Raw genomic sequence first — 18872 nt, forward strand, 5'->3', positions numbered from 1 at the left:
GACTGCCGGTTCTATGGTGTGCCGGCAGCCCAGGCGCCCCGTACGCAGCGGCGCGGCGCCGCGATCGAACGGTGCATCAGGGTCCGCGTGCCGGGCAGGTAGAGCGAGCCGGCAAAGGCCAGGTCGCGCCACCAGCCGGTTCCCTCCAACTGGAAGCACGGCGTCAGGGCGCGGCTGAGCGCCTGGTAGGCGCGCACCGTGCGCAGGCGCCCGTCGCTGTACTTGTTCAATCCCTCCACCGGGCCATGCCGCGCCACGTTCGTGGCCAGCGCCAGGGCGTCCTGCACCGCCAGTGTGCTGCCCAGGCCCAGTTGCGGGCTCATGGCATGCGCGGCGTCGCCCACGATGGCGATCGGGCCGGCGGCCAGGCGTTTGGCGCGCGCGTGGCAATAGGCGGCAAAGGCGAACTGCTCGTGCGAATGGATGCGCTCCACCAGCGGCCTCGACTCCGGCCACAGGGCCAGCAGTTCGCGCTTGAAGTCCTCGATGGGAGCGGCCCGCCAGGCGGCGTATTGGTCGCGATGCAGGCTCCAGAAGACCGAGACGCGCAAGGCATGCGGCAGGCGCTCGGTCGGCATGATGCCGAACATGCGGCGCGTGCCGCCGTAGCGTTGCAGCAGTTCGGTGGGCGCATGCCAGTCGGGCAAATCGATCAGGGACCACAGCGCGCCCCAGGCATACGGCGTCGCCGCCGTCGCCAGGCCGCATTGCGCGGGCAAACTGGAGGTCGCGCCGTTGGCAATGACGACGATGTCGAATGCGCGCGCCGCGCCGTCGACCTCGACGATGCCGTGTTCGCCGTCGACCCGGATGCCGGCGACGTCCGCGCCGAACTGCAGCCTGGCGCCCAGGCGCAGGCATTCCTGCTGCAGCAGCCTGCCCAGCGCCGCGCGGCTCACGGCGCGCGCTGCTTGGCCCCGGTAGGCGATGTCGACCAGCTTCCAGCCGCGGTGATTCAATCCCACCAGCCGCTCGATCGGCACGCTGGCCGCTTTGAACGCCTGCGCCACGCCCAGGTCTTCCAGTGCAGCCACGCCCTGCGGCTGAATCAGCACGCCGGCGCCGAGCGTGGCCAGCGACGGATGCTTTTCGAAGACCTGCACTTCATGGCCATCGCGCGCCATCGCAATCGCCGTGGCAAGGCCCGCCGTGCCGGCGCCGACGATGCCGACGCGGCAGCGCTTCCCTCTAGAACCCTGCATTGTCGTTTCTCCAGGCAGGGCTTGCGAACGCCGCTTCCCGCCACCCAGAATTATAGAGACATGCGCCTGCTGGATACTCTCGAAAAATCAACGCCCAGGGCGGCCGTGCCAGCGCCCCGGATGCGCCAGGGCTTAAGCGCGCTTGCGATCGGCCAGGAACTGCTGCGCCCGCGGATGCTGCGGATGGGTGAAGAACGCTTCCGGCGTGGCGCGCTCCAGGATCTTCCCTTCGCTCATGAAGAGCACCCGGTCGGCGACCTCGCGCGCAAAGCCCATCTCGTGGGTGACGCAGACCATGGTCATGCCGCTGCTCGCCAACGAGCGCATCACCTGCAGCACTTCCCCGACCATCTCCGGATCGAGCGCACTGGTAGGCTCGTCGAACAGCATGATCGGCGGGCGCATCGCCAGTGCGCGCGCGATCGCCACGCGCTGCTGCTGGCCGCCGGAGAGCTCGCCCGGGTAGGCGTCGCGCTTGTGCGCCAGGCCCACCTGCTCCAGCAAAGCCATGGCCTGCTCGCGCGCCTCCCTGGGCGTGGCGCGCTTGAGGTTGACCGGGGCCAGGGTACAGTTCTCCAGGGCCGTCAGGTGCGGGAACAGGTTGAACTGCTGGAACACGAAACCGATCCCGGCGCGCAGCGCGTTCACGTCGCTGCCCTTGGCATGGATGTCGCGCCCGTCGATGGCGATGCTGCCGCCGTCGATGTCTTCCAGCCGGTTGAGGGTGCGTATCAGGGTGGACTTGCCCGAGCCCGATGGCCCGCACACGACCACCACTTCGTTTTTCTCCACGCGCTCGCTGACATCCACGAGGGCGTGGTAGTCGCCGTACCACTTGTTGACTTTATCGAGAACGATCATCGGGGGCTTTCTTTTATGCGATCTGCGTGTCGACCCGCAGGGCGCGGCCCTGCAGACGGCGCTCGGCCAGGTAGGCCAGGCGGGACAGGCCGAAACAGAGGAGAAAATAGGTCAGGGCCAGGATCAGGTAGACCTCGACCGCCTGCGTGAACACCAGTGTGTTGACCTGGGTAGCGATGAAGGAAACCTCCGACAGCCCAATGATATAGCCCAGCGAGGTCGCCTTGATGGTCGAGACCAGCTGGTTGACGATCGACGGCAGGCTGCGGCGAAGGGTTTGCGGCAGCACCACCAGGCGCAGCGCCTGCGGATACGACAAACCGAGCGAACGCGCGCTTTCCAGCTGGCCCTTGGGCAGCGCGCGCAGGCCGGCCGCGACGATCTCGGCCAGGTAGACCGCGTCGAACAGCACCAGCACCATCAGCATGGTGGTCGCCTGCCCGGTCTTGACGCCGGTGACGGCCGGCAGGAAGAAGTAGGCCCAGAACACGACCAGCAGCAGCGGCACCGCGCGCACGACCTGCACCAGCGCGCCGACCGGCCAGCGGATAGCGCGGTGGCGGCTCACGCGCGCCACGCCCAGCACCAGGCCGAGCGGCATCGCCAGCAGCAGCGCCGCGCCCGACAGCAGCACGGTCAGCGCCAGCCCGCCCAGCGGCCCGTCCGGGTATTGGCCGACCAGGAAGTAGAGCCAATAGGTATCGATCAGTTCGAGCACGGGATCCTCATGCCGGACGCACCGGATAGCGCCGCTGGAACAGGTGGGCGGCCAGGGAAATCAGGAGCGATACCGTGAGGTAGGCCAGCGTGGCGAAGGTGAATGCTTCGACGCTGCGAAAGCTCGCCGTTTCCACGCGCGCGGCCTGGTACATCAGTTCGGCCGCGCCGATGACGGTGGCCACGCTGGTGTCCTTCCACAGGTTGACGGTCTGGGAGAGCAGCGGCGGCGTGGCGGCGCGCAGGGCCTGGGGCAGCAGCACCAGGCGCACGGTGGCCAGGCGCCCGAGCCCGAGCGACTTGGCCGCCTCGAACTGGCCGGGCAGGACGGCGCGGATGCCGCTGCGGATGTCTTCGGCCATGTGCACGCCGCTGTACAGCGCCAGCGCAATCACCGCGCAGACGGCTTCCGGGTTGTGCGCATACAGGAATTCGCGCGCAGGCTCCGGCAGCAGTTCGGGAAAGGCGAAATACCAGAACAGCAGGTGCGCCAGCAGCGGCACGTTGCGGATGCCTTCGACGATGGCCGAGCCAAGCAGGCGCAGCGGCGCGAAGGACGCGGTGCGCGCCAGGGCCACGAGCGCGCCGAAAGGCAGCGCGAAGGCAAAGCTGGCGGCGGTCAGCTGGAGCGACAGCACGAAGCCCTGCACCAACCAGTCGTGGTACTGGCCCGACTGGATGATGGCGGGATCGAAAAACGGCAAACCGGTGGTCCGAATCTATCAATCAGATCTTGTCGGTCGTGATTCTGAACTGGCGCTTGGCGATATTGGGGCGGGTGCCCGGGCCATACCACTTGTTGAACAGCTGCTCGGCCGCGCCGCTCGCTTCCAGCTCGCGCAGGGTAGCGTCGACCACCGCCTTCAGGCTCTTCTCGCCCTTGCGCAGGCCCATCGCGATCGATTCGGTGCCGATGCTGGTCGGCAGGATGGTAAAGCTCTTCGCGGCCGGGCCCAGCTTGCCGTAGTCGGCCAGCAGCGAAGATTCGTCGTTGACATAGGCGATGCCCTTGCCCTGGCGTAGCGCCTGGAAGGCCTGCTGGGTGTTCTCGAAGGTCACCACCTCGGCGCTCGGCACGGCCTTGCGGATATTGCTTTCCTGGGTGCCGCCGCGGACCGTGACCACCTTCTTGCCGGCCAGCTGGGGCAGCGCGGTCACGCCGCTCGCTGCGCGCACCATCACCTTCGAGCCGGTGACGAAATGGGTCAGCGCGAAGTCCACCTGCGACTCGCGTTCCTTGTTGTGGGTGAGCGTGGCGGCCAGCACATCGACGTGGCCCTGCTGCAGCTCGGGGATGCGGCTCGATACCGACATCTGCCTGAACACCGGCTTGACGCCGATCTTCTTCGCGACCGCGGTCGCCAGGTCGATCTCGTAGCCGACCAGCTGGCGCGTCTTCGGTTCGATGAAGCTGTTCGGCTCGTCCGTGCCCAGCACGCCGAACACGATCTCGCCCTTCTTCTTGATGTCCGCGAGCTGGTCGGCATGCGCGGCGCTGGCCAGCAGGTTGGCGGACAGGGCGACGGCGCCCAGCAAAAGGTGACGGCGAGTGAACATGGGATTCTCCAGACAGCGATATGGCAATCGGATGAGTATACGGCAAGGCTGCTCTTGCACGAACGATCAATTCGCCATATCGACATGCCGCTCGACTATAAGGGACGGCCCCGGCCATCCGTGCGCCGGCGGTCTCATGATAAAGTCACAACAAGCTCATGGACTGAACGCGGAGACACAATGCTGGTCGTCACATACAATATCAACGGGATCGGCGCCCGCATCGGCGCCCTGCTGGAATACCTCGAAGAGCGCCAGCCGGACGTGCTGTGCCTGCAGGAGCTCAAGGCGCCGCAGGAGAAATTCCCCGAGCAGGCCATCCTGGACGCCGGCTACCACGCGATCTGGCATGGCCAGAAAAGCTGGAACGGCGTGGCCATCCTCACCCGCGAGGGCCCGGCCCAGGAACTGCAGCGCGGTCTGCCGGGCGACCCGCTGGACGAGCAAAGCCGCTACGTGGAGGCGGCTTACCAGGGCGTGCTGGTGTGCGGCCTCTACCTGCCGAACGGGAACCCGGCGCCGGGGCCGAAATACGACTACAAGCTGGCCTGGATGGAGCGCCTGATCGCGCGCGGCGAAGAACTGCTGGAGGCCAGGGTGCCCGTGGTGATGTGCGGCGACTTCAACGTGATCCCGACCGACCGCGACGTCTACAAGCCCGAGCGCTGGGTCACCGACGCCCTGTTCCGCCCCGAGACGCGCGCCGCCTTCGAGCGCCTGATGGCGCAAGGCTGGACGGATTCACTGCGCAGCATGTATCCGGACGAGACCATCTATACCTTTTGGGATTACTTCCGCAACGCCTTCGGGCGCGACGCCGGCCTGCGCATCGACCACCTGCTGCTCAGCCCTGCCCTGGCGCCGGCCCTGCGCGCCGCGGGCGTCGACCGCTTCCAGCGCGCCAAGGAAAAACCGAGCGACCATGCGCCGACCTGGGTCGAGCTGGACCTCGATGCGGTCGTCCAGCCCAAGGGCAAGCGCTGAGCGCAAGTTCCACTGCGCTGGCGCGGTGCGGTACCATGCTGGTCTTTCCATGACCCGCTATCACCCATGCTCACGCCCGAACAATTCCTGGGTTTCCTCACCGCCGCGATCCTGATCACGCTCTCGCCCGGCCCGGACAACATGATGGTGCTGGGCGTGGGCATCGCCAAGGGCCGCGCGCGCGGCATCGCTTTTGGACTGGGCTGCGCGCTGGGCTGCCTGAACCACACGCTGCTGGCCGTGATCGGGGTGAGCGCCATCATCGCTGCCTCGCCCAGCGCATTTACCGCGCTGAAGGTGGCGGGCGGCCTGTACCTGATCTGGATCGGCGTCCAGGCCCTGCGCAGCCGCGGCGGCGGCCAGGTCGCGGCCGGCGTGCCGGACGAAACGGCGCGCACGCTGTTCTTCAAGGGATTGCTGGCCAATGCCATCAATCCGAAGATCGTGCTGTTCTTCCTGTCTTTCCTGCCGCAGTTCGTGGTGGCCTCGCGCGGCGACGCGAACTGGCAGATCGGCTGGCTCGGGCTGACTTTCACGCTGCAGGCGGCAGTGCTGTTCAGCCTGCTCGGGTTTTTCTCGGGGTCGATCGGGCAGTGGCTCCAGCGCACGCCGCGTGCAGGGCTGTGGCTGGACCGGGTGGCAGGAGCAATCTTTGTCGGACTGGGGCTGCGCCTGATCGTGGCACGCTGATCTTCCACCCTGTGGCCCCAGCTTTGTCCCGTCGTACCCGCGAAGGCGGGTACCCACAACGCTTATAGCTCGATGACGACTTTGCCCGATGGCTGCTTGCGCGCCGCCACCGGCACTTCGAGCAGCTGGTGCTTGCCGTTCCAGATGAACTTCACCGCCCGCCCGTCGACCGTCACGGCGCGCGGCTTGGCCGCGATATTGTGCACCTTCAGCGAAAAGCCGCGTTCCTGCGGCGTTTGAGCCTTGCCGGTTTCGGTCTGCAGCGCGATCTCCAGTTTTCCGGCAGCGTAGGCGCTGGCGAAGCGCACGATCTCGTACCTGCCCTTCTCGAACGCGTCGGCGGTCTCGCCGTCGTCGTCGTACATCTTGCCGGTGCTCGCGGCGACCGTCGCGTCGTGGTAGTAGTGCAGGTCGATGCTGCGCGTCGAATAGTCGCGCGTGCTCTGCACCACCTTGGCCATCGGGATGAAGGCGCCGGCGCGCACGAACACGGGAATGTGCGCCTCGACGGGCTTGACCACCTCCAGGATGCCGCCCCGGTGCTTTTCGCCGGTGTGGAAGTCGAACCAGACGCTGTCCTTGACCGGGAAGCGCACTTCCTGGCGCGTGGCGCCCGGCTCGGTCACGGGCGAAACCAGGAAGTCGCGGCCCCACAGGTAGGTGGACGAGAGCGTGGCCGCGTCGTCTTCCTCGAACAGCACGGGGCGCATCAGCGGCGTGCCGGTCCGGTTGTTGTCGAAGGCGAGCGTGTAGTTATATGGCAGCATCGCGTAGCGCAGCCAGACCGCTTCGCGCGCCAGCACCTTGGTGCGTTCGGAGCGGAATACCGGCTCGGGCGCCACGTCGTCCTGCGCGTGCGGACGGAACACCGGCTGGAACACGCCGTACTGCAGCCAGCGCACATACAGTTCGTCGTCCAGCACCGCGTTGGCAAAGCCGCCCAGGTCCGAGTGCATGTAGGCCAGGCCCTGCATGCCCATCTGGAGCGAGATCTCCATCTGCGACTGCAGTCCGCCCCAGCCGCGGTTGACGTCGCCCGACCACGGGATCATGCCGAAGCGCTGCGAGCCCGAATACCCGGCGCGCATCAGGATGAAGGGACGCTCGTCGGGGAAGTGCTTCTTGTAGCCATCGAAGATCAGGCGCGCCCAGTCGTGGCCGTAGATGTTGTGCACTTCGTCGGCGCCCTTCTCGCCCCTGGCGCCATGGCGCACCCAGGACGGATGCACTTCCGGCTCGCCCAGGTCGCCCCACCAGCCGGTCACACCGCCCTCCTTCAGGCCCTTGTAGATGTTCCAGAACCAGTCGCGTCCTTCCGGCCGGTACAGGTCGACGATACCGGTGTTCCCGAAATAGAAATCGTATCTGGCAGGCTGGCCGTCCTTGCCGGTTGCCAGCGCATCGTGCGATGCCGCTTCCTGCCAGCGGCTGGAGGTGGTCAGGATGAAGGGCTCGGTGATGACGACGGTCTTGACGCCCTTCTTCTTGAAGTCGGCCATCATCTTCTCGGCGGTCGGGAAGCTGTCGCGGTCCCAGGCCAGGTTGCCCATGGTGTCCTTGACGGTCTTCCCGAACCAGAACAGGTCGAGCACGACGGCGTCGAGCGGAATCTTCTCGTCGACGAACTTGTCGACCACGGCGCGGGTCTGGGCCTCGGTCTTGTAGCCGAAACGGCTGGCGAAATTACCGAAGGTCCAGCGCGGCGGCAGCGGCTGGCGTCCGGTCAGGGCGGTGTAGTGTTCCATCACGCCGTCCCAGGTGTCGCCGGCGACCACCTGGTAGGTCTTGCGCCCGCCTTGCGCTTCGAAGCGCAAGGTGCCGTCCTTGCGGCTGTCGAAGTCGAGGAAGCCGGTCTGCGGGTTGTCGAAGTGGATCGCGTATTTTTTCGAGGACAGCGCAACCGGAATCGTGAAGTTCAGCAGCTTCGACGTCGCCCCGTAGCCGTAGTCGGCGCGGTTGTACAGCTGGAAGCGGTTGCCGCGGCGGTTCATGCCGACGGCGCGGGCGCCCGCGCCATACAGCGCCTCGCCCTCGTCCAGCGCGAATTCGATGCTCTCGAGCTTGTCGCCGCGGCGGTAGCCGCCTTTTTCGGCCACCAGCGGCTTGCCCTTGTACAGGTAGCTGATGCGGAAGGGCTGCTTGTCCACCACCACCGTGATGCCCGGGGTGGCGAACTCGATCCGGTTGCCTTCGTTCTTGAAGGTCGCGCTGACGTCCACCGGCGCCAGCACCACCGCGTGCGAGGCCGGATCGAACTGCTCGCCCCTCGGGATGAAGGTCGTTTCGACTACATTGGCCGAATACGGCTTGATCAGGTAGCGGCCGTCGCTGGTGGCCAGCTCCAGCGTGTTCTGGTTGCGGGTCACGCCTTGCAGCTGGCGGTCGGTGTTCTGCGCAAGGGCGAGCGGGCTGGCGAGCAGGCACAGGGCCAGGCGGACGAACGGTGCAGTGGTCATAGATCCCGGTGGTCGAAAGTTGTCAAAAGGGGCAAGCCAGAAGGATGCCAGAATTCCGGCGCACGAAACAGGGTCCGTGTAACAAAATTACATGAGCACATCCCTCCGCCGCCGCCCGCAGCCGGCCCAGTCAAGATTGCTTCTTCCAAGCGCCTCGCGTAGCATCGCGCGGTTGCCGGGCCACCGGCAGAAAATAATATCGAGGCAGACCAATGAAGAACGACATTGCGCTGGCGGCTGGCCAGGGCGTGAGCCAGACCAGATCATTCATGACCGTGGCGCTGATCGAGCTGTGGGAACGCTTCGGCTACTACGGCATGCAAGCGCTGATCGTGTATTTCATGGTGCAGCGCCTCGGCTTCGAGGACAGCCGCGCCAACCTGGTATGGGGCGCGGCGGCGGCCCTGATCTACGTGGCGCCGGCCATCGGCGGCTGGATCGGCGACCAGGTGCTCGGCACCCGCCGCTGCATGATCCTCGGCGCCCTGATCCTGACCCTCGGCTACGCCCTGATGGCGATACCGACCACCAATACCTGGATGACCTTCTCGGCGCTGGGCGTGATCGTGGTCGGCAACGGCCTGTTCAAGCCGAATACCGCCAACCTGGTGCGCAAGATCTACGAAGGCGACGATTCCAAGATGGACAGCGCCTTCACCCTGTACTACATGGCGGTGAACGTCGGCTCGACCTTCTCGATGCTGGCCACGCCCTGGATCAAGGACCATATCAACGCCACCTGGGGCGGCAACCTTGGCTGGCACGTGGCCTTTGCCGTGTGCAGCGTAGGCTTGACGATCGGCCTGCTGACCGTGGGCGTGCTGCGCAAGACCATCGGCCATATCGGCTCGCCGCCGGACGCCCGCCCGCTCGAACTGAACAAGCTGCTGGCCGTACTGGCTGGCGGCGCGGTGGCGGTGGCGGCATCGGCCGTCATCCTCGAATACCAGAGCCTGGCGCGCGCCTTCGTCTACATTGCCGGCATCGTGGTGCTGGGGATTTTCTTCCACCTGATTCGCAGCAGCGCGCCAAGCGAACGCGCCGGCCTGATCGCCGCGCTGGTGCTGACCCTGCAGACCGTGTTCTTCTTCATCTTCTACCAGCAGATGTCGACCTCGCTGTCGCTGTTCGCCCTGCGCAACGTGGACCTGCAATTCACCGTGCTGGGCAGCCACCTGTGGACCTGGTCGCCGGCGCAATTCCAGGCACTGAACGCGATCTGGATCATGGTGCTGAGCCCCGTGCTGGCCCTGGTCTACACCCGCGCCGGCAACAGCGGCAAGGACCTGTCGATCGCCGCCAAGTTTGCGCTCGGCTTCGCGGTGGTGGCGGCGGGCTTCTTCACCTACGGTGTGGCCGGCCAGTTCGCCACGGGCGGCCTGACCTCGTCCTGGATCATGATCGCCGGTTACGGCCTGTATTCGCTGGGGGAGCTCTTGGTGAGCGGCCTGGGACTGGCGATGATCGCGCGCTACGTGCCGGCGCGCATGGGCGGCTTCATGATGGGCGCCTACTATGTCGGCGTGGGCATCTCGCAATACCTGGGCGGCGTGGTGGCGAACCTCGCCAGCGTCCCGCGCGACATGGTCGATCCGCTGCAGACGCTGCCGGTGTACACGAACCTGTTCAACAAGCTCGGGATCGCGGCGATCGCGTGCACGCTGATCGCGCTGGCGGCGCTGCCGCTGATGCGCCGTTTGACCGCGACGCATCATGCGCATCAGTAAGCGCCGCGCCATGCTCTGCCGCACATCGTAGGGTGGGCGGGTTTCCCGCCCACGCGGTGATCGTCGACAGGTGATCAAACGCACGGGCGCTCTAACCCGGTTTGAACGCGTGGGCAGAATCTGCCCACCCTACGGTAAGATGGCGGATCACGCTTTTCTGGATTCCGGCATGTCAGCAATTACCCCTCACGCCCTGCAGGTCGCCCAGCGCGTCCACGCCATCGAACCCTTCCGCGTCATGGAAATGGTCAAGGCAGCCAATGAAATGAAGCGCAGCGGCATCGACGTCATCAGCATGAGCGTCGGCGAGCCCGATTTCACCGCGCCCGAGATCGTGGCGCAAGCGGCGGTGGACGCCATCCGCGGCGGCATCACCCAGTACACCGACTCGATGGGCCTGCGCGAGCTGCGCGAAGCGATCACCAAGCACTACGCCGCCGTGCATGGCCTGGACATCGACCCGCGCCGCATCGTCGTCACCGCCGGCGCCTCGGCCGGCCTGCTGCTGGCGTGCGCGGCCCTGGTGGCCGAGGGCGACGAAGTGCTGATGCCCGACCCCTGCTACCCCTGCAACCGCCATTTCGTGTCCAGCTTCGGCGGCAAGCCGGTGCTGGTTCCCGCAGCCAGCGAAGACCGCTATCAGCTCAGCGCCGCGCATGTCGAGGCCCACTGGAGCGCGCGCAGCCGCGGCGTGCTGGTGGCCTCGCCCTCGAACCCGACCGGCACCTCGATGACGCTAGAACAGCTGCGCGACATGCTCGCCGCCGTGCGTTCGCGCGGGGGCTTTTCGATCATCGACGAGATCTACCAGGGCTTGACCTACGACCACCAGCCGGTCAGCGCCCTGGCGCTCGACAGCGAGGTCATCACCGTCAACAGCTTTTCCAAATACTTCAGCATGACGGGCTGGCGCCTGGGCTGGCTGGTGGTGCCCGACGCCCTGGTGCCGACGTTTGAAAAGCTGGCGCAGAACCTGTTCATCTGCGCGCCCACCGTGGCCCAGCACGCGGCGCTGGCCTGCTTCACGCCGGAAGCACTGGGCATCTACGAAGAACGCCGGCGCGAATTCCAGCGCCGCCGCGATTACCTGGTCCCGGCCCTGCGCGAGCTCGGCTTCCAGGTGCCGGTGATGCCGGACGGCGCCTTCTATGTGTATGCGGACATCGGCGAACTGCAGCACGCGCACAGCGACGACAGCACCGCCTTTGCCTGGTCGCTGCTGCGCGAGGCGCATGTCGCGATCGTGCCGGGGGACGATTTCGGGTTTGCGGCGCCCAGCCGGCACGTACGGTTTTCGTACGCCACCCGGCTCGAGCGGATCGAGGAAGCGGTCGCGCGCATCGCGCGCGTGCTCGGGTAGAACAGGGGCGCCTCAGGCGCCCTGCTGCGCCTCGCGCGCTTCACGCGCCTCGCCCACCAGTTCCAGCAGGGCGCTTGGCGCGGCCGGCTTGACCAGGTAGCGGTCGAATCCCGCCGCCAGCGCGCGGTCGCGGTCTTCAGACTGGCCGTAGCCCGACAGCGCGATCGCAAACGGTTTGCCGCCCTGCTCGGCGCCGCGCAGCTGTTCCATGACCTCCAGGCCGTCGATGCCCGGCAGCCCGATGTCGCAGATGACGATGTCGTAGGGCCGCGCCTGGGCGGCCGCCAGGCCGGCATGGCCGTCATAGGCCGCCATCACCTCGTGGCCGGCCAGCTCGAGCAGCGCACGCAGCGTGTCGCAGGCGTCCACGTTGTCTTCGATGAGCAGGATGCGGCAGGCGTCTTCGGCGGCGCTCGGGCCGGCCGGCACGTCGAGCGCAGGGGCGCCGGCGCAGGACAGCGGCAGGCGCACCGTGAAGCTGCTGCCCTGCCCCTCGCCGGCGCTAGCGGCGGACACCGACCCGCCGTGCATGCCGACCAGGTTGCGCACCACGTTCAGGCCGATGCCGAGGCCCCCTTCGGAGCGCGCCAGCGAGCGCGGCCCCTGGATGAACAGGTCGAAGATCTGCGGCAGCATCTCGGCCGAAATGCCGGTGCCGTTGTCGCTGACTTCGACCACCACTTCGTCGCCCGCGCGCCAGGCGCGCAGCAGGATGCGCCCGCCGTTGCCGGTGTATTTCGAGGCATTGCCGAGCAGGTTGGCGAATACCTGGGTCAGGCGCACCGGGTCGCCTTCGATCGCCAGCGGGGCCTCCGGCAGCTCGAGCTCGAGCTGCTGGTGGCGTTCGCGGATGCGCGGCGCCACCGTTTCCACGGCCTGTTCGAGCGCCGCGGCCAGGGACAGCGGGCGCACCGCCAGCGTGATCTTGCCGCTGCTGATGCGGGCGGCGTCGAGCAGGTCGTCGAGCAGGCGGGCCATGTGGTCGACCTGGCGCCGCACCACGCCGGCCACGTGGCCCAGCTGGCCCGTCGAGCCGGAGGCGCCGATGCTTTGCAGCAGGCTGGCCGACATCGACAGCGGCGCCAGCGGGTTGCGCAGTTCGTGCGCCAGCATGGCCAGGAATTCGGTCTGGCGGCGGTTGGTGGCTTCGGCCAGCTCGCGCAGCGACTGCGCGCTGACGGTGGCCATTACCAGGTTTTCGTTGGCTTCGCGCAGCTGGGTGACCTGGTCTTCGAGGCGGTCGCGCTCGCGCACCAGGATGCGGGCATGCGAGAGCTCGGCCTCGAGCACCGCGATCCGGTGGTGCAGGTCCTGCTCGCGCAGCAGGCCGCCAAGTTTGGGATCGTCGCCCATCAGGGAACGTTGTTCAGAGCCGGCATTCGATTCATCGTACGTTCCCATGCTGTGCCTTAGTCGGCGGAATTGGTGTGGTCGGTGCGCCCGAACAGCACCCCGTTGACGGGGGCCGCGATCGGATCGATCTCGATCCCCTCGTCGGTGATCCGGTACTCGCGCAGGTCGGCGCTATGGTTGCTGCCGCGCACCTTGACCACCGCCATGTAGCGGCGCACCTGGCCGTCCACCTCGGCGTAACGCATCGCCACGATGGCGTCGGCAATATAGGCCATGTCGGCGCGCGCATAATTCATGTTGAGCGTGCGGTCGTCCAGGCCAACGGTCATGAGCACCGTCACGCCGCGCTTGGCCAGGCTGCTGAGCAAGCGGAATACGCCTTCGCGCAGGTTGCGCGTGCATTCCGGGGCCAGGAACAGCGAGACTTCGGACAGCGAATCGATGACCACGCGGCGCGCTCCGGTGCGGTCGATCGCCGCCAGCAAATCGTCCTCCAGCTCTTCCATCGTCAGGTCGATCTGGCGGCTCTCGACCACCGTGACCTGGCCGGCGCGGACCATCGCGGCCATTTGGGCATTGCGCAGGCGCGCCGTGCCTTTTTCGAAGCACATCACGATACCGGCCTCGCCCTGGGCGACGCCGGCCTGCAGGAAGCGCGTACCCATGATGGACTTGCCGCAGCCGGTCGGTCCGATGGCCAGCATCGAATGCCCCTGCGGCAGGCCGCCGTGCAGCATGTCGTCCAGCCCCGGCGTGCCGGTCGGGATCCGCATGGGATCGGTGTCGACCGGCGCGCCCTTGTGCCGGTCGGCCGCCGGCGGCGGCAGCAGGCGCGGATAGATACGCAGGCCGCCGGACGTGATGCGGAAGGTATGCGAGCCACCCATGTGGGCCTGGCCGCGCATCTTGACGACGCGGATCTTGCGCACCACGGCGTCGCCCTCGTGCTGCTGGCTCAGCGCGATCATGCCGTCGGCCACGGTCATGATCGGGTTGGCCTCGACTTCGTTCTGCTGGTATTCGCCGATCAGGAAGGTGGTCGCCATCCAGCTCGTCATGCGCGTGCCGAGCTCCTGCACGAAATACTGCAGGTCGCTGGTGCCTTCGCTGCCTGCGCGCCCGGTCTGGATCACGGAGCGGAAGGAATCGACGAACACCATGCTCGGGGCGAAGTCCTCGACCTCTTTCGTGATGCGTTCGAGCACGCCGTTAAAGTCGCCGGCACGCAGGTCGGCGGTCAGGTTGACGTAGCGGATCGAGGTGCCGACCTTGGCCATATCGAAGAAGGCATACTGCTGCTGGTAGCGCAGCATCTTCAGCGGCGGTTCGCCCAGCACGGTGAAGAAGAGCGCGCGCCGCTCGGGACTGGCCAGCGCGAACATCATCTGGTGGGCCATCGTCGTCTTGCCACAGCCGGGAGCACCGCTAATGAGGTTGAACGAGAACTCGTTCAGTCCGCCGCCCAAGAGGACGTCCAGCCCCGGTACGCCCGTTGCCAATTTCCCCAAGGTCACTTTATCGGTCATTTATTTCTGCTCCTGTGCATTCGCCGGCTGGTCGGCAGCGGCCGCCGACGCGAGCAGGCGCTGGGTCAGCGCCTGCCCGATGAGCGTTTCAAGTAATTCGGTAAAGGTCCGCAGCAAGATCTCGTTGGCGGCCGCGGCGCGCCCGGCGTCGACCAGGGACATGCGCTCTTCCAGCAAACCGAAGAGCTGGTCCGGCGAGCGGCAGGCCTGTTGCGGGGAGAGCCAGGCGTGGTCGGGCCCCACCATGTGGATGGCACGGCCGAACAGTGCGCAAAAGCCGCTCTCCCCGATGAGTGGGCAGAGCTGCAATGCGATACGCCGCCAAGGCTGCAACAGCTCATTGCTCCCTGGGGCGAAGTCTTTCGCGCCCGTATTCGTGGTCATGTCGTCGTCAAGGAACAATGCATACGGATGGTGGTTGCCGGGGCCTGCCGCGTCGGCTCGGGCCTGAGCCATGATGGGCCGCGAAGGCATCCCGGCCGGTCGCGCATTATACCTTGCCGTGTCGTCAAACTGTATCTTCTGCCAACAACAATTCGGAAACATTTTCGTTAGTGTCAATTTGCGACATCCCCGCTAAGATGCATCTCGCCGAGCAAGCTTGCTCCGAAGTTAATCGAATCGACTCATTCAATCGCGGGAAGACCATGAATAAAAACCTGGGTAGCGCCTTGTCGGCGGCATGTGTACTGCTGAGTATTGCAATGTCCCCGGTGCAAGCCGCCACCGGCGCGGATGCGCGTTTCAAGACAATCTACACGAAAGAGTGGAAATGGCGCGTCACGGAACGGCTCGCCCGCGCCGAGGACGACCGCGGCGTGAGCGCTTCGCTGGCGCGTGTCGACGCCCCCGCACAAGAGGCGCGCCAGCGCTACTGGGAAGGCATCCTGAAGGAACTCGATGCGATCCGCCCTGCCGACCTGTCGCCCGGCGAACGGGTCAACTTCGCAGTCTACCGCGCCCAGGTCGCCTCGCTGCTCGACGCCCAGCGCTTCCGCGAATACGAGCAGCCGGTCAATGCCGACAGCGCCTTCTGGACCGACGTCACCTTCGGCGCGCGCCGGCCCTTCAAGACGCTCGAGGATTACCGCAACTACCTCAAGCAGCTAGCCGCCCTGCCCGACTATTTTGCTCAGGAGACCGGCAACATGCGCGCCGGCCTGGCGCGCGGCTTCACGCCGCCGAAAGTCACGCTCAGCGGCCGCGACGTGGCGCTCAGCTCCATCGCCGACGCGAAGACGCCGCAGGACACGGTGTTCTTCACGCCCTTCAAGACCTTCCCGGCATCGGTGCCGGCCAGCGAGCAAGAAGCCTTGCGGGCCCAGGCCGCCGCCGTCATCCGCGATGCGGTGCAGCCGGCCTACCGCCAGGTGCTGGCCTTCTTCCGCGACGAATACGTGCCGAAGGCGCGCACCACGCTCGCGGCCACCAGCATGCCGGGCGGGCAGGCCTATTACCAGTCGAAGATCGTGGAGTTCACCACCACCACTTTGAGCGCAGACCAAATCCACGCGATTGGACTGGCCGAGATGGCCAAGATCCGCGCCGAGATGCACGCGATCATGAAGAAGGTGAAGTTCGAGGGCGACCTGCCGGCCTTCCTGCGATTCCTGCGCACCGACCCGCAGTTCTATGCCAAGACTCCGCAGGAACTCCTCATGCGCGCGGCCTGGACGGCCAAGCGTTTCGACGCCAAGGCCGACCAGTATTTCGGCTACCTGCCGCGCCGCCGCTTCGCGATCCTGCCGGTGCCGGACGACCAGGCGCCGTTCTACACGGCCGGCCGCGGCGGCCCGGGCAGCTACTGGGTCAATACCTATAACCTGCCGGCGCGCGCGCTCTACAGCCTGCCGGCCCTGACCCTGCACGAATCGGCGCCGGGCCACGCCTTCCAGATGCCGGTGGCGCAGGAACAGAAGAACGTGCCGAACTTCCGCCGCGCCTATATCTCGGCCTTCGGCGAAGGCTGGGCGCTGTATTCCGAGCGGCTGGGCGCCGAGATGGGCATCTACGAGACCCCGTACGAGGAATTCGGCATGCTCAGCTACCAGGCCTGGCGCGCCTCGCGCCTCGTGGTCGATACGGGCGTGCACGCCAAGGGCTGGACCCGCGAGCAGGCGCAGGCCTACCTGATGGAGAACACCGCGCTGTCGAAGCACGAAGTCGAGACCGAAGTGGACCGCTACATTTCCTGGCCGGGCCAGGCGCTGTCCTACTACCTGGGGCAGATGGCGATCCAGGAAGCGCGGGCGCGGGCCGAGAAGGCGCTGGGCGCGAAGTTCGATATCCGGAACTTCCACGATACGGTGCTGCAGCTGGGGTCGGTGCCGCTGCCGGTGCTGCAGCAGCGCATCGATGTGTTCATTGCGGAAGGGGGCAAGAGCCCCTACCCCAAGGAGTCGTAACGCGTAGCGTGGGCAGGTTCTGCCCACGCGGTCAGATCAGGCAAGCGGGTGTGCGGGCTCGGTTTGAACGCGTGGGCAGGCAAGCTGCCCACCCTACGATGCGCGCCTATTCGAATAATTTCAGCTTGAGCTGCACCGACACCCCGCCATACAAACGATCGCGGTAGGTCGGAATGATCCCGATATTGACGCCCACCCGCTGGTACTCGTACGTCAGGGTAGGAATCGCCGCCGGAAACCAGCCGCCGCTGCGCATGTTCGGGTAACCGTCGAAAGCCGCCAGCGCCAGCCCAACCCGCACCGGCCCCACCGCATACGGCTGCCAGATCACGCCCGCATAATTCGACCACTGCCGGTCGCTGTTGTAGAAACGCCCGGCGGTGGCGGCCATGGTGCCGCTGAAGCGGTATTCTGCCGCGAGCCCCTTGTTGGCGCCGTTCAGGTTCTTGTCGCTGTCGAAGTGGGCGGTGGCGAAACCGGTGTCGAGCCAGAATTCGCTTTTCGGCGCCGGGTCGATCTTCGTGAACCAGTCGCCGGCGTGGGCGACAGGGACACAGGCCAGCAATACCGCTACGGTGAAGAAGCGCATCAGTCGTCCGCCTTCGGATCGAGGTCCGGGAACATCACTTCGGTAAAGCCGAAACGCGAGAAATCGCGGATGCGCATCGGATACAGGATGCCGAGCAAATGGTCGACCTCGTGCTGCACCACGCGCGCATGGAAGCCTTCGCAATCGCGCACGATGGGCTTGCCGTACTGGTCGACGCCTTCGTAATGCAGCCTGGTATAACGCGGCACGCTGCCGCGCAGGCCCGGCACCGACAGGCAGCCTTCGAAGCCCTCTTCCATCTCATCGGCCAAGGGCGTGAGAACCGGATTGATCAGGACCGTCTCCGGCACCGGCGGCGCGTCCGGGTAGCGGCCATTTTTCGCGAACCCGTAGATCACCAGCTGCAGGTTGACGCCGATCTGGGGCGCGGCCAGGCCGGCGCCATTGGCCGCATGCATGGTCTCGAACATGTCGGCGATGAGGAGATGCAGCTCCGGCGTGTCGAACTCGGTGACCTTCTCGGCCACGCGCAGCAGGCGCGGGTCGCCCATGCGCAGGATCTCGCGCACCGTCATGGCAGTTTTCCCTGTTCCAGCAGCGCGGCCAGGCAGGCGCGGAAGCCCGCGCCGGTCTCGGGGTGCTTCAGGCCCATCGCGGCGGTGGCCTGCAGGTAGCCGAGCTTGGAGCCGCAGTCGTAGCGCTGGCCTTCGTAGCGGTAGGCCAGCACGCGCTCGGCCTGCATCAGCGCGGCGATGCCGTCGGTGAGCTGGATTTCGCCGCCGGCGCCGGTGCCCAGGTTCTCGAGGTAGCCGAAGATGGAACCGGACAGCACGTAGCGCCCCACCACGGCCAGGGTCGATGGCGCCACATCCGGCGCGGGCTTCTCGACGATTTCCGATACCACTTCCAGGCCCGGGCGGTAGCTGTCGGCCTTGACGATGCCGTACTGGCGCGTGTGCTCGCGCGCGACGTCCTGCACCGCCAGGATACTGGAGCGTTCGTAGGAGTACAGGTCGGTCATCTGCGCCAGCACCGGCTTGGTCCCAGGCGGGGCATCCATGAAGTCGTCCGCCAGCAGTACGGCAAAGGGCTCGTCGCCGATCACCGGGCGGGCGCACAGCACCGCATGGCCCAGGCCCAGCGGCGCGGACTGGCGGATGTAGATGCAGGTGACGTTCTTCGGGATCACGCCGCGCACCACTTCGAGCAGCGCCTGCTTGCCGGCCGCCTCGAGTTCGGATTCGAGCTCGTAGGCCTTGTCGAAATGGTCCTCGATGGCGCGCTTGTTGCGGCCGGTGATGAAGACCAGTTCGGTGATGCCGGCCGCCACGGCTTCTTCGACGGCGTACTGGATCAGCGGCTTGTCGACGATCGGCAGCATTTCCTTGGGCTGCGCCTTGGTGGCGGGCAGGAAGCGGCTGCCGAGGCCGGCCACGGGGAATACGGCTTTGCGGATCAGGGTCATGGTGTCGCCTTCGTATTGT

General features: G+C 66.5%; 17 protein-coding genes. 5 read left to right on the forward strand and 12 right to left on the reverse strand.

Features of this window, described 5'->3' with window-relative positions:
* Positions 1-11 precede the first annotated feature (11 nt).
* The 5 genes from AC3XQU_RS04780 to AC3XQU_RS04800 form a co-directional block, all read right to left on the reverse strand.
* Positions 12-1202 carry an FAD-dependent oxidoreductase gene (locus AC3XQU_RS04780; protein WP_489872998.1) on the reverse strand — a complete coding sequence of 397 codons (1191 nt, stop codon included), beginning with the start codon at positions 1200-1202 and terminating at the stop codon, positions 12-14.
* Between the two features lie 132 nt (positions 1203-1334).
* A complete protein-coding gene (locus AC3XQU_RS04785) occupies positions 1335-2063 on the reverse strand; it encodes an amino acid ABC transporter ATP-binding protein (protein WP_489872999.1) in 729 nt (242 codons plus the stop codon).
* A gap of 13 nt (positions 2064-2076) precedes the next feature.
* Positions 2077-2781, reverse strand: a complete 705-nt coding sequence (locus AC3XQU_RS04790) for an amino acid ABC transporter permease (protein ID WP_489873000.1) — start codon at positions 2779-2781, stop codon at positions 2077-2079.
* Positions 2782-2788: 7 nt separating this feature from the next.
* A complete protein-coding gene (locus AC3XQU_RS04795) occupies positions 2789-3484 on the reverse strand; it encodes an amino acid ABC transporter permease (RefSeq protein WP_489873001.1) in 696 nt (231 codons plus the stop codon).
* A 22-nt stretch (positions 3485-3506) separates the two neighbouring features.
* Positions 3507-4337, reverse strand: a complete 831-nt coding sequence (locus AC3XQU_RS04800) for an ABC transporter substrate-binding protein (protein WP_489873002.1) — start codon at positions 4335-4337, stop codon at positions 3507-3509.
* A 180-nt stretch (positions 4338-4517) separates the two neighbouring features.
* Between AC3XQU_RS04800 and xth the strand changes: the two genes are divergently transcribed.
* Together xth and AC3XQU_RS04810 are read left to right on the forward strand one after the other, a co-directional pair.
* The gene (gene xth, locus AC3XQU_RS04805; RefSeq protein WP_489873003.1) at positions 4518-5321 is read left to right on the forward strand and encodes an exodeoxyribonuclease III; all 804 of its coding nucleotides are present in this window, start codon (positions 4518-4520) and stop codon (positions 5319-5321) included.
* 66 nt (positions 5322-5387) lie between these two features.
* Positions 5388-6011 carry a LysE family translocator gene (locus tag AC3XQU_RS04810; RefSeq protein WP_489873004.1) on the forward strand — a complete coding sequence of 208 codons (624 nt, stop codon included), beginning with the start codon at positions 5388-5390 and terminating at the stop codon, positions 6009-6011.
* A 62-nt stretch (positions 6012-6073) separates the two neighbouring features.
* On the opposite strand, the gene AC3XQU_RS04815 is transcribed toward AC3XQU_RS04810, so the two are convergent.
* The gene (locus tag AC3XQU_RS04815; RefSeq protein WP_489873005.1) at positions 6074-8467 is read right to left on the reverse strand and encodes a glycoside hydrolase family 31 protein; all 2394 of its coding nucleotides are present in this window, start codon (positions 8465-8467) and stop codon (positions 6074-6076) included.
* Positions 8468-8679: 212 nt separating this feature from the next.
* Between AC3XQU_RS04815 and AC3XQU_RS04820 the strand changes: the two genes are divergently transcribed.
* Both AC3XQU_RS04820 and AC3XQU_RS04825 read left to right on the forward strand, forming a co-directional pair.
* Positions 8680-10194: a peptide MFS transporter gene (locus tag AC3XQU_RS04820; RefSeq protein ID WP_489873006.1), complete on the forward strand. Its 1515-nt coding sequence runs from the start codon at positions 8680-8682 to the stop codon at positions 10192-10194.
* A 169-nt stretch (positions 10195-10363) separates the two neighbouring features.
* A complete protein-coding gene (locus tag AC3XQU_RS04825) occupies positions 10364-11554 on the forward strand; it encodes a pyridoxal phosphate-dependent aminotransferase (protein ID WP_489873007.1) in 1191 nt (396 codons plus the stop codon).
* Positions 11555-11566: 12 nt separating this feature from the next.
* Here AC3XQU_RS04825 and AC3XQU_RS04830 read toward each other — a convergent pair whose 3' ends face one another.
* Genes AC3XQU_RS04830 through AC3XQU_RS04840 form a run of 3 tightly spaced genes read right to left on the reverse strand, consistent with a single transcriptional unit; the run spans position 11567 to position 14817 of the window.
* A complete protein-coding gene (locus AC3XQU_RS04830) occupies positions 11567-12955 on the reverse strand; it encodes a hybrid sensor histidine kinase/response regulator (RefSeq protein ID WP_489873008.1) in 1389 nt (462 codons plus the stop codon).
* Positions 12956-12963: 8 nt separating this feature from the next.
* Complete coding sequence (locus tag AC3XQU_RS04835; RefSeq protein ID WP_489873009.1) at positions 12964-14433, reverse strand: ATPase domain-containing protein; 1470 nt, start codon at positions 14431-14433, stop codon at positions 12964-12966.
* Positions 14434-14817 carry a hypothetical protein gene (locus AC3XQU_RS04840; protein ID WP_489873010.1) on the reverse strand — a complete coding sequence of 128 codons (384 nt, stop codon included), beginning with the start codon at positions 14815-14817 and terminating at the stop codon, positions 14434-14436.
* 320 nt (positions 14818-15137) lie between these two features.
* On the opposite strand from AC3XQU_RS04840, the gene AC3XQU_RS04845 reads away from it, so the two are divergent.
* Positions 15138-16838, forward strand: coding sequence for a DUF885 domain-containing protein (locus tag AC3XQU_RS04845; RefSeq protein ID WP_489873011.1), 1701 nt, complete (start codon positions 15138-15140; stop codon positions 16836-16838).
* A 106-nt stretch (positions 16839-16944) separates the two neighbouring features.
* Here the strand turns inward: AC3XQU_RS04845 and AC3XQU_RS04850 are convergent, their stop codons facing one another.
* From AC3XQU_RS04850 to galU, 3 genes are read right to left on the reverse strand one after another with little or no spacing between them, the layout of a single operon-like run.
* Positions 16945-17427 (reverse strand): hypothetical protein, encoded by a 483-nt coding sequence (locus AC3XQU_RS04850; protein ID WP_489873012.1) that lies wholly within the window; start codon positions 17425-17427, stop codon positions 16945-16947.
* Positions 17427-17963, reverse strand: coding sequence for a peptide deformylase (def, locus tag AC3XQU_RS04855; protein ID WP_489873013.1), 537 nt, complete (start codon positions 17961-17963; stop codon positions 17427-17429). The genes AC3XQU_RS04850 and def overlap by 1 nt, the downstream gene beginning before the upstream one ends.
* On the reverse strand, positions 17960-18853 hold the full coding sequence (gene galU / locus AC3XQU_RS04860; protein ID WP_489873014.1) for a UTP--glucose-1-phosphate uridylyltransferase GalU: 894 nt from the start codon (positions 18851-18853) through the stop codon (positions 17960-17962). The genes def and galU overlap by 4 nt, the downstream gene beginning before the upstream one ends.
* Between the last annotated feature and the right edge of the window lie 19 nt (positions 18854-18872).

The sequence above is a fragment of the Telluria sp. AZSoR62 genome, assembly GCF_058111565.1.

What these genes read in the sequence shown, in the direction of transcription:
- AC3XQU_RS04815 (WP_489873005.1), bottom strand. Translation starts at nt 8,467, where the DNA reads ATGACCACTGCACCGTTCGTCCGCCTGGCCCTGTGCCTGCTCGCCAGC.
- AC3XQU_RS04820 (WP_489873006.1), top strand. Translation starts at nt 8,680, where the DNA reads ATGAAGAACGACATTGCGCTGGCGGCTGGCCAGGGCGTGAGCCAGACC.
- def (WP_489873013.1), bottom strand. Translation starts at nt 17,963, where the DNA reads ATGACGGTGCGCGAGATCCTGCGCATGGGCGACCCGCGCCTGCTGCGC.
- AC3XQU_RS04785 (WP_489872999.1), bottom strand. Translation starts at nt 2,063, where the DNA reads ATGATCGTTCTCGATAAAGTCAACAAGTGGTACGGCGACTACCACGCC.
- AC3XQU_RS04780 (WP_489872998.1), bottom strand. Translation starts at nt 1,202, where the DNA reads ATGCAGGGTTCTAGAGGGAAGCGCTGCCGCGTCGGCATCGTCGGCGCC.
- AC3XQU_RS04845 (WP_489873011.1), top strand. Translation starts at nt 15,138, where the DNA reads ATGTCCCCGGTGCAAGCCGCCACCGGCGCGGATGCGCGTTTCAAGACA.
- galU (WP_489873014.1), bottom strand. Translation starts at nt 18,853, where the DNA reads ATGACCCTGATCCGCAAAGCCGTATTCCCCGTGGCCGGCCTCGGCAGC.
- AC3XQU_RS04800 (WP_489873002.1), bottom strand. Translation starts at nt 4,337, where the DNA reads ATGTTCACTCGCCGTCACCTTTTGCTGGGCGCCGTCGCCCTGTCCGCC.
- xth (WP_489873003.1), top strand. Translation starts at nt 4,518, where the DNA reads ATGCTGGTCGTCACATACAATATCAACGGGATCGGCGCCCGCATCGGC.
- AC3XQU_RS04850 (WP_489873012.1), bottom strand. Translation starts at nt 17,427, where the DNA reads ATGCGCTTCTTCACCGTAGCGGTATTGCTGGCCTGTGTCCCTGTCGCC.
- AC3XQU_RS04840 (WP_489873010.1), bottom strand. Translation starts at nt 14,817, where the DNA reads ATGACCACGAATACGGGCGCGAAAGACTTCGCCCCAGGGAGCAATGAG.
- AC3XQU_RS04830 (WP_489873008.1), bottom strand. Translation starts at nt 12,955, where the DNA reads ATGGGAACGTACGATGAATCGAATGCCGGCTCTGAACAACGTTCCCTG.
- AC3XQU_RS04810 (WP_489873004.1), top strand. Translation starts at nt 5,388, where the DNA reads ATGCTCACGCCCGAACAATTCCTGGGTTTCCTCACCGCCGCGATCCTG.
- AC3XQU_RS04835 (WP_489873009.1), bottom strand. Translation starts at nt 14,433, where the DNA reads ATGACCGATAAAGTGACCTTGGGGAAATTGGCAACGGGCGTACCGGGG.
- AC3XQU_RS04825 (WP_489873007.1), top strand. Translation starts at nt 10,364, where the DNA reads ATGTCAGCAATTACCCCTCACGCCCTGCAGGTCGCCCAGCGCGTCCAC.